At 52.0% G+C, this 9,455-nt stretch carries 4 protein-coding genes; 3 read left to right on the top strand and 1 reads right to left on the bottom strand.

Annotated features, from left to right (window positions below; genetic code table 11):
• The first annotated feature begins 33 nt into the window (after positions 1–33).
• From recC to recD, 3 genes are all read left to right on the top strand, one after another.
• A complete protein-coding gene (recC, locus tag GF401_15710) occupies positions 34–3,273 on the top strand; it encodes an exodeoxyribonuclease V subunit gamma (GenBank protein MBD3346500.1) in 3,240 nt (1,079 codons plus the stop codon).
• Between the two features lie 15 nt (positions 3,274–3,288).
• Positions 3,289–6,939, top strand: coding sequence for an exodeoxyribonuclease V subunit beta (gene recB, locus GF401_15705; GenBank protein MBD3346499.1), 3,651 nt, complete (start codon positions 3,289–3,291; stop codon positions 6,937–6,939).
• Positions 6,940–7,019: 80 nt separating this feature from the next.
• Entirely contained in the window at positions 7,020–8,864 is a 1,845-nt protein-coding gene (gene recD / locus GF401_15700; protein MBD3346498.1) for an exodeoxyribonuclease V subunit alpha, read from the top strand.
• Positions 8,865–8,889: 25 nt separating this feature from the next.
• On the opposite strand, the gene GF401_15695 is transcribed toward recD, so the two are convergent.
• On the bottom strand, positions 8,890–9,455 hold a 566-nt coding region (locus GF401_15695; GenBank protein ID MBD3346497.1), incomplete at its 5' end, for a DUF2344 domain-containing protein.

Genomic DNA, 9,455 nt, shown 5'->3' with positions numbered 1-9,455 from the left:
CACATATCCTATTTATTTATAACACAAACGCCTATGCCCGGATTAAAACTTTATATCAGCAACCGGCTTGAAGAACTTGTCGGTCTTCTTTCGCAGCAGCTTACCTCGGCTTCCTTATCGCCCTTTGAAAAGGAGATAATAGTCATTCAGAGCCGGGGCATGCAGCGGTGGATATCACTGGAACTTGCCCGGAGGTCCGGGATCTGTGCCAATATCGATTTCCCCTTTCCCAACCATTTTCTCTCATCCCTTTTTGAGATAGTTTACGCTTCCGCCGGGGAACCGGTGTTTTTTGACCGGGAGATAATGGCCTGGAAACTGATCGAAACCCTGCCGGAGCTTTTTCGTAATGATATCTACGCCGAATTGCGTGCCTATTGTGGTGATGACTCCGGGGAGGCGAAGCTTTTCATGCTTGCCGACAGGATTGCCGATGTTTTCGATCAGTATGGTATATTCCGTCCTGAAATCATTTCGGCCTGGGAAAAGGGTGAAAAAACAGCACCGGGTTTCGACACCTGGCAACCGGGCCTCTGGAACGAGATTTTTAAAAATCATCCCGGCAAACACCGGGGAGCACATCAGGAGCGTATCCTCAACAAACTCCGCAGCGGTACGGTGCCTGAAGACAAGCTTCCCTCACGCCTGATGATTTTCGGCATCTCCTATCTCCCGGCTTTCCACCTTTCGGTCTTTTTTGAGCTGTCGCGGTATATCGATGTCCATTTCTTTGTAACCAACCCCTGCGCCTATCTCTGGGACTACATACGATCGGGCAAAGAGATACGCTCGATTGTGCGCAAAGGCGGCGAGAGAAACGACACCCTGTATGTCGAGGAAGGCAACAGCCTGCTGGCCTCACTCGGCCGGCAGGGACGGGATTTCTTTTCGCTTCTTCACAAGGCCGATCTCGATGAAGAAACTTTTGAGGCTTTTGTCGATCCGGGACAGAATTCCATGCTTCATTGTATCCAGTCGGACATTCTCAATCTTCGGGAACAAAAGGGGCCGAAATCTCCTCCTGTGAAAGCCGATGACCGTTCGATTCAGGTCCACTCCTGTCACAGTCCCATGAGAGAAGTCGAGGTCCTCTATGACAATCTCCTGGCCCTTTTCGAGGGGGATCCGACCCTTGCACCCGGCGATATCCTGGTGATGACGCCCGATATCGAAGCCTATTCTCCCTATGTCCAGGCGGTTTTCGATCTCCCGGAAAGTGACCGTGCAGCAATCCCCTATGACCTTGCGGACCGCGCACCGGCAAAGCAGAGCGAAATAATCCAGGCCTTTTTCAAGCTCCTCTCCCTCCCCTCCAGCCGATTTACAGCTTCAGAAATAATGGGCCTTCTGGAAAATGCAGCTGTGCGGCTCCGGTTCGATATCGACGACACCGAACTCGATACGCTCCGGCACTGGCTCCATGCAACGAATATCCGGTGGGGACTCGACCGGGAATTCAGAAAAGAAAAGGGATTCCCGGAATCTCCGCATAACACCTGGGAACATGGACTCGATAGAATACTGATGGGCTATGCGGTCCGGAGTGAAAACGACCGCTGTGTTCACGGAATTTTGCCCTGCGATGGTATTGAGGGTGGCAATGCCCGCCTGGCTGGCAAACTGGGCAAGGTGATCGATACCCTGGCCGTGTATGCCCGGAAACTCGCTGTCCCTGTTGCACTCGACAGGTGGAATGCACTTCTTACCGGCTTGATCGGTGACTTTTTTGTTGACAATGAACAAAACCAGCGGGATTTGCAGCTCCTCCGTGACGGGATAGCATCACTGCTTTCTACAGGAAAAGAGGCTTCATTCGAATCAGAAGTGGGAAATGATATTGTCGCACTCGCTCTTGAGCAGCAATGCATGAAACGATCATCATCCTCGGGTTTCTTGTCGGGGAAAGTGTGCTTTGCCGAACTGCTTCCCATGCGGAGTATCCCCTTCAAGGTCATCTGTCTATTAGGCATGAACTACTCCTCCTATCCCCGCTCCGACCATCAGCCGGCGTTCAACCTTATCCGGAATGAACTGAGACCCGGCGACCGGTCGCGCAGGGAAGACGACCGGTATCTTTTTTTAGAGACCCTGCTCTCTGCCAGGGATATCCTTTATATAAGCTATACCGGAAAGAATCTTCAGGACAACACCGAAATACCGCCCTCGGTCCTGGTCAGCGAGCTGCTCGATTACATTGCCGGCACCGTTGCTCCTTCTGATCACCACGAAACTATTTTGAATAAAGTGATTACCGAGCACCCACTTCAGGCATTCAGCCCCCGCTATTTCATGCCCTCACCAAATGTGTTGGGGCTTTTCAGTTATTCCAAAGTCAATGCCGCGGCAAGCAGCGCGCTTCACATCCCCGAGCCGGTCGCGCCCTTTGTCGCAAGCCCGCTGCCGGATCATGAATTCGATACGATCAGTGTGGATGAACTCTGTTCCTTTTTCGGAAATCCGGCCCGGTATTTTCTCTCCCGTCGGCTGGGAATCCATCTCAACGAACGATTCGCAACCCTGGATGATAACGAGCCCTTTGCCCTGAATGCACTTCAGAACTATACACTGGCAGGGATGCTTCTCGAAAAAAAAATCGCCGGCACCGATACTGCCCGCTCCTTTGAATGGATCAGAGAAACCGGCCTGCTTCCCCACGGAACGCCGGGAGAATACGCCTTTGCCGGAGTAGAAAAAAAAGTCAACCGTCTCTACAGCGCCCTAACCGGCCAACTCTCCTTTGACAACCTCGGGGAACTGGAAATCGATCTGCCGGTGGGTACCGTACGCCTGAATGGAAAGGTCCCGGTGGTCAATCGTGCAACAACGATCGGGTTCCGTCCTGCACACCTGAAACCATCGGACCATATCAGCGTATGGATATCCCTTCTGGCGTGCAGCGAGCAGCAGCCCGGCACGGAGTGGAAAGGGATGGTATTCGGCAGTGACAAGGCCTGCGCCTATGCCGCTCCAAAGAAGGCATCTGCATATCTTTCGGAATTAATCGATCTGTACAGAGAAGGCATGAAAGCGCCGCTCAAATTTATTCCCTCTTGCTCATGGAAATATGCCCAGGCTATTTTTAAAGGGATGTCCCATGCTGAAGCGCTGGCGCAAACAAAGGATGAATGGTTTGGCAATCAGTATACAAACTCCGAGAGTGACGATCCCTCGTACAGGCTCTGTTTCAGAGATGCGGAACCCTTTGATACCGATTTTTTCCGAGCGTCAAAAACAGTTCTGGACCCTCTATTTTCATCTCAACAAAAAATCTGACTATTCATCTCGATCATGAAAGATCTGTATCCGGCATTCGATCTCCTTTCCTCTCCCCTTTCGGGAAATAATCTGATAGAGGCAGGCGCGGGTACGGGCAAGACCTATACCATTGCATGCATTTACGTGCGGCTTATTGTCGAATCCCGCCTCCCGCTCCGTCAAATCCTGGTGGTGACGTTCACCGAAGCTGCAACCGATGAATTGCGCACCAGAGTACGGGACATGCTGGTTAAGACACGCAGCATATTCCTTCACGAAGAACCACCCCGGGAACCATTTTTTCTGGGTCTGGTGCAGAAAACCGGCAATCACGAAACCGCCGTTGCTTTGCTCACCGATGCGATCAATGGTTTCGATGAAGCGGCTATATTCACTATTCACGGTTTTTGCCGCAAAGTGCTCCACGATTATGCATTCGAAAGCAAGACGATATTCAGTCCTACCCTTGCCGCCGATCAGACCGAATATGTTTTGCAGGTTTTTTACGATTTCTGGCGTAACAATCTCTACGACGAGTCGCTTCTTTTCTTAAGCTATGCCGATTCAAAGGGATTTTCACTCGATAAGCTTTCAGGGCTCTGGCACGAAATTCACAATCACCCGCTAATTACTGTTCTTCCCGAAAAAGTCACTAATCCCGACACGATCACGCATGAGCAGCGGTTTACAAAGCTCTTTACGGTAACAAAGGAAATGTGGAACGATAAGCGGGATGAGATAACAAAACTGCTTCTGGAATCGCCGTCGCTCAACCGGAACCGGTACCGGAAAAGCAGCCTGACAACACTTTTTACCGAACTCGATATGCTCTTTTCGGCCCGGTCACCGCTTCTTCCGCTTCCAAAAAATTTTAATCGCATAACCCGCACTCATCTTGCAGCGCCGGGATCGGTGAAAAAAAATGGAACACCTCCGGAGCATGACTTTTTTGAGCGTTGCGACGACCTTGAAAAGGCGGCGCAGGAGCTGTCGAGCCGGTATGACCGGCGCATAATCTATTACAAAAAACATTTAATTACCGAAATGGAACGCCGCCTTCCCGAACTCAAGCGGCAACACGGCGTGCTCTCTTTCGATGATCTCTTAGCCAATGTCTACACCGCCCTCACAAGCAGCAGCGGAAACCGGCTGGCAGAGCAGGTACGCGCGCATTTCAAGGCCGCGCTTATCGATGAATCCCAGGATACCGATCCTGTCCAGCATGCGATTTTCACAACCTTCTTTGGAAACCAGTGTACGTTCTTTCTCATCGGGGATCCGAAACAGTCGATCTATGCATTCCGGGGCGCGGATATCTTTGCCTACATTCGGGCAAAAAGAGCAATCAAAAAGCCCTACGGTCTTTTGGAGAACTGGCGGTCGGAGCCCCGGCTTATCAGCGCGATCAATGCACTCTTTTCCCCCTGCACAAATCCCTTTCTTATCGAGGATATCCCCTACATGCCGATACGTCCCGCAAAAAAGGAACGCACCAAGACACTGGTACTCAAGGATAAACCGCCGGCCCCCTTTCAACTCTGGTTTTTACGGCGGGACAGCCTCGCTGACAAAGACGGCGCCATTCCCAAAGGGATTGCTCAAAATATAATCATCAAGGGAGTGGTCAATGAAATAACGCACCTTCTCAGCATGGCCCGGGAGGGCGAGGCCCATATCGGCAACCGCCCGGTGCACCCCTCGGATATCGCAGTCCTGGTACGCAAAAAATCCCAGGCCCTGGCACTTCAGGAAGCCCTTTCACTTCATAATGTCGCCTGCGTGGTCTACAGCGACGCCAATCTTTTTGATTCCGACGAAGCCGCCGATATGTACAAAGTCCTTCAGGCAATAGCATCCCCGGGGAATGAATCACTGCTCAGGACCGCACTGGTTACGTCGCTGTTCGGCATTGACGGTAAAGTGTTATACGAAATCACTCAGGATGACCGGCTGTGGGAATCCTGGTTTGAGGAATTCTGCTCTTATCACGATCTCTGGCACAACGCCGGATTCATGCGTATGTTCGGGGAACTGTTGCACCGGGAAAATGTCCGGGTCCGTCTGCTCAAACTTCCCAACGGCGAACGGTGTCTGACCAATCTTCTGCATTTGGGCGAAGTGCTCCACGAAAACTGGCGACGGTTGGGGCCCTCGGAGCTGGTCCGTCGGCTGGGCGAGTATATCGATCCGTCATCCCCGCGCGATCCGGTCTATCAACTTCGCCTCGAACGGGATGAGAACGCGGTCACCCTGGCAACTATCCACAAAAGTAAAGGACTCGAGTATCCCATTGTTTTCGTGCCTTTCTGCTGGGAAGGAATAAACGAGAAGATTTCCACCTGTATATTTCACGATACCGCCAAGGGTCATGAGACATTTTGCGATCTGGGATCTTCCGACATGGCCGCCCACCGGGAAGCCGCACGGTTCGAACAGATGGCCGAAAATATCCGTCTGCTCTATGTGGCGGTGACAAGGGCCCGGTTCCGGTGTTACCTGGTGTGGGGATATTTCAAAGGCGCATCCACCTCCGCATTCACCCGGCTGTTTCATACTCCCGATCAGGAGAACTCCTCGATACTCACTGCTACCGAAGAAGCTTTCAAGGCTCTCGATTCGGATGAGAAGATGCTCGAGGATCTCAGGACGTTTCAAAGAGCGAGTGAAGGAATCGGGATAACAGAGTTTCCATCGATGCCGCCGATTCCGCCGGCACCGGAAAGTTCGCCCCATGATACTGCTGTCTACAGAGAATTCAGGGGGACCATTACCGGAGCCTGGCGGGTATCAAGCTTTTCGGCCCTTACCTCCCGCCATAGCCATTCGGCGGACATCCCCGATTACGACGCCCTTTCGCTCGAAGATGAAACCGTTGCCGAAACCGGCACAAAGGACGATGGTCCGCCCTTTTCATCCATTGTTTCCTTTCCCCGGGGGACAAAAGCAGGGTCTTTCCTTCACAGTATCCTCGAAACGATCGATTTCACTGATTCCGACACTGAGAGGCTGCGGGATACTGTTGCCCGGAAACTCTCGATTTATGGATTTGAACCCGAATGGAACGATATGGTTTGCAGCACGATAAAGGATCTGCTGCGCCTCGAACTGCCCGGCAGTTTCGGGCCCGTGTCGTTACAGACGGTCTCCTGGTCGCGACGACTCACCGAACTGGAGTTTTATTTTCCCCTCAAACAGTTTTCCCGGCCGGCCATGGCCGAATTGTTCAGCCGTCACAGCAATCCGGCCATAGCGAAAAGCTTCCCTGATAAAATCGAACAGCTCGAAATATCACCGATCAAAGGATTTATCAAAGGATATGTGGACCTGATTTTTGCTCACAACAACCGGTTTTATTGTATCGACTGGAAATCCAATTACCTTGGCCCAACTCCCGACGATTACACTGAAAGTGCTCTTGTAAAGGCCATGAGTGATGACTATTATATAATGCAGTACCACCTCTACCTTGTCGCACTCCACCGCTACCTTCACACCCGTCTCCCGGATTATGATTATTCCACCCACATGGGTGATACCTTTTATATTTTTCTACGAGGCGTCGATCCTGCACAACCCGCAAAGGGCGTGTTCAGAGACCGGCCGTCAAAGGAGTTTATTGAAGCGTTGAGTGAGATGATGATAGGAGAGGTTGAGATTGAGGTTAAGGATAAGATAAAGCGATAAAGGATAACGAAAACAATTACGACAAATGAGAAAACCTGTGCCCTGTATCCTATTGAACCCCGAAATATGAGCCCTTTTAAATGATCTCCACTAACCAGCAACCGCCTCTTCCACCCCTCAGCTACCTCGATCTGCGGTTTGCCGGTCTCATGGAGCGGCTTCACGGAGAGGAATGTCCCCATCTCTTTGCAGCGGCATCGCTGACAAGTGCCTTTGTACAGCAGCGTCATATCTGTATGGACCTTTCGAATGTTGCCGGGGTCGAAATTCCCGATGAGTATCCGGAACTGAAATTGAAAAGCCTTCCCGATCTGGAATCATGGGTAGATACGCTTCGCGGTTCTCCGGTGGTTGGCGATCCGGGAGACATTCAACCGCTGATCCTCGATACTCCCCTGCTCTATCTTCACCGGTACTGGAAATACGAAAATGATCTCGGGGAACAGATAGGTGCCCGTGCGGCTCACCATACTCCGATAACTCCAGACCGGGAAACATGCGTTTTGCTGCTCGACCGGCTTTTTCCCGGAAATGAAGACAAAGAACCCGATTTACAGAAGGTGGCGGCATATATTGCATCACAAAAAAGTCTGTGTATTATTACCGGCGGTCCGGGCACCGGTAAAACAACAACGATCGCAAAAATCCTGGGGCTTTTGTTGGCCTGCCAAAGAACGGATAATCAGTTACGGATTGCCCTGAGTGCACCGACCGGCAAAGCAGCGGCACGTCTTGAAGAAGCGATTGCATCGGCAATACAGAAGCTTGCGATTTCTCCGGAACAAAAAGAAAAGATCCCCACCGAAACATCAACCCTCCACCGCCTTCTGGGCGCAGTGCCCCATTCGTCGCAATTCAGACATTCCAGCGACAACCCGCTTCCATTCGATTGTGTCATTGTCGATGAATCCTCCATGGTTGACCTGCCGCTCATGGCAAAGCTTGTGGATGCTGTTCCACTGCACAGCCGCCTGATCCTGCTCGGTGACAAGGACCAGCTCGCATCGGTGGAAGTTGGGGCGGTGCTGGGTCATATCTGCACCGGAAATGCCGCAGTCGGCTCGTTCTCGAAGGACATGGCAGCATTAATACGGGAGAATGCCGGTCAGAAAGTCGATTCGGTCCCGGAACCTGATACCTCGCCGCTCCATGACTGCATTGTCAATCTGAATAAAAGCTACCGTTTTACCCAAAAGAGCGGTATCGGACAACTCAGCAGGGCAGTCAATGAGGGGTGTGCCGAAAAAGCGCTCTCGATTCTTCAATCGAGTGACGGCGGGGATGTCGCCTTTAAAGAAGTGGCATCAAAGGAGCGGCTCCTCCGCCGCCTGTCGGGGCTTACCGCACAAAAGTATGAGCAGTATTTCAAGGAACCCGATCTAAAAAGGCTGTTTGAGCATCTGCAAAAGTTTCAGATTCTCTGCGCTGTCCGCCACGGACCATATGGTGTCGCATTCTGTAACCAGACGATCGAAAAGATTTTCTCGGACAAGGGGCATATCGACACAAAACAGCGCTACTATGCCCGTCGGCCGATTCTGGTAACCGAAAATGATTACATGGCAAATCTTTACAATGGTGATGTCGGCATCGTGATGTCCTCACTCGACCAGGCAGCAACCAATCGTGCCTGGTTCCCCGGCAAACAGGGAGTTTTACGCTCGTTCCTTCCCCAGCGCCTCCCGGCACACGAGACCGTTTTCGCAACCACGGTCCACAAAAGCCAGGGGTCCGAATACGATACGGTCCTCCTCATTCTTCCGGATGTTCCCGCTCCGATTCTGACACGGGAACTTATTTACACGGCAATCACCCGCGCCAAAAAGAACATCGAAATCTGGGGCACCCGTGAAGTTTTTGCTGAAGCTGTTGGTCGGAAAATTACCCGTCTTTCGGGACTAGAGCGGATGTTGTGGGAAGGGTGAAACGACGCGGCGACGCGGATGATTCCTACAACAGGCACTCCATCCGGGTTACGGCAAACGAGGAGGGGCTTCTCCCCGGAAAGAGCTTTGCAAGAAGATCGGCAGGGCGGCAGGTCCGGTCGGGCGCAAGTGAGAGCCGTGCCCGCAATCCGGGACAGCCCGAAAGCATTACCTTTTCGAGGCCGGTAACCATCGGGGCAATATCTTTTTCGACCGTTCTTCCTTTTTTCTCCAGGGTCACCACAATCCGGGACTGTTTTTTGAATTCATCAACTGCCCTCTCGATATCTTTTTCGCCAATTTCATCCGTAAACCTCACGAGATACTCCCCGGCCTTGAGCGATGATGTTATCGATGATGGTTTGTGATTACAGGATATGCACTCGATCACCTCGAGATCCCTGGGGAGCCATCTGTTGACATCCGTCCACTCTTCGCCGATATTTCCGGTAGCCGCAACATCGAAATATTCCCGCATTCCGCATGCTCCCAGTGGCAACGGCGGTCCGAAAGCCATTCTGGGATGGGGATTGAATCCCTGCGAATAGGCGATGGGTATTCGGGCGGCCACAAAGGCGCGATGGATACTGT

Source organism: Chitinivibrionales bacterium, assembly GCA_014728215.1.
GTDB lineage: Bacteria > Fibrobacterota > Chitinivibrionia > Chitinivibrionales > WJKA01 > WJKA01.
This window is presented reverse-complemented; position numbering and strand designations above follow the sequence as displayed.

What these genes read in the sequence shown, in the direction of transcription:
- recD (MBD3346498.1), top strand. Translation starts at nt 7,020, where the DNA reads ATGATCTCCACTAACCAGCAACCGCCTCTTCCACCCCTCAGCTACCTC.
- recC (MBD3346500.1), top strand. Translation starts at nt 34, where the DNA reads ATGCCCGGATTAAAACTTTATATCAGCAACCGGCTTGAAGAACTTGTC.
- recB (MBD3346499.1), top strand. Translation starts at nt 3,289, where the DNA reads ATGAAAGATCTGTATCCGGCATTCGATCTCCTTTCCTCTCCCCTTTCG.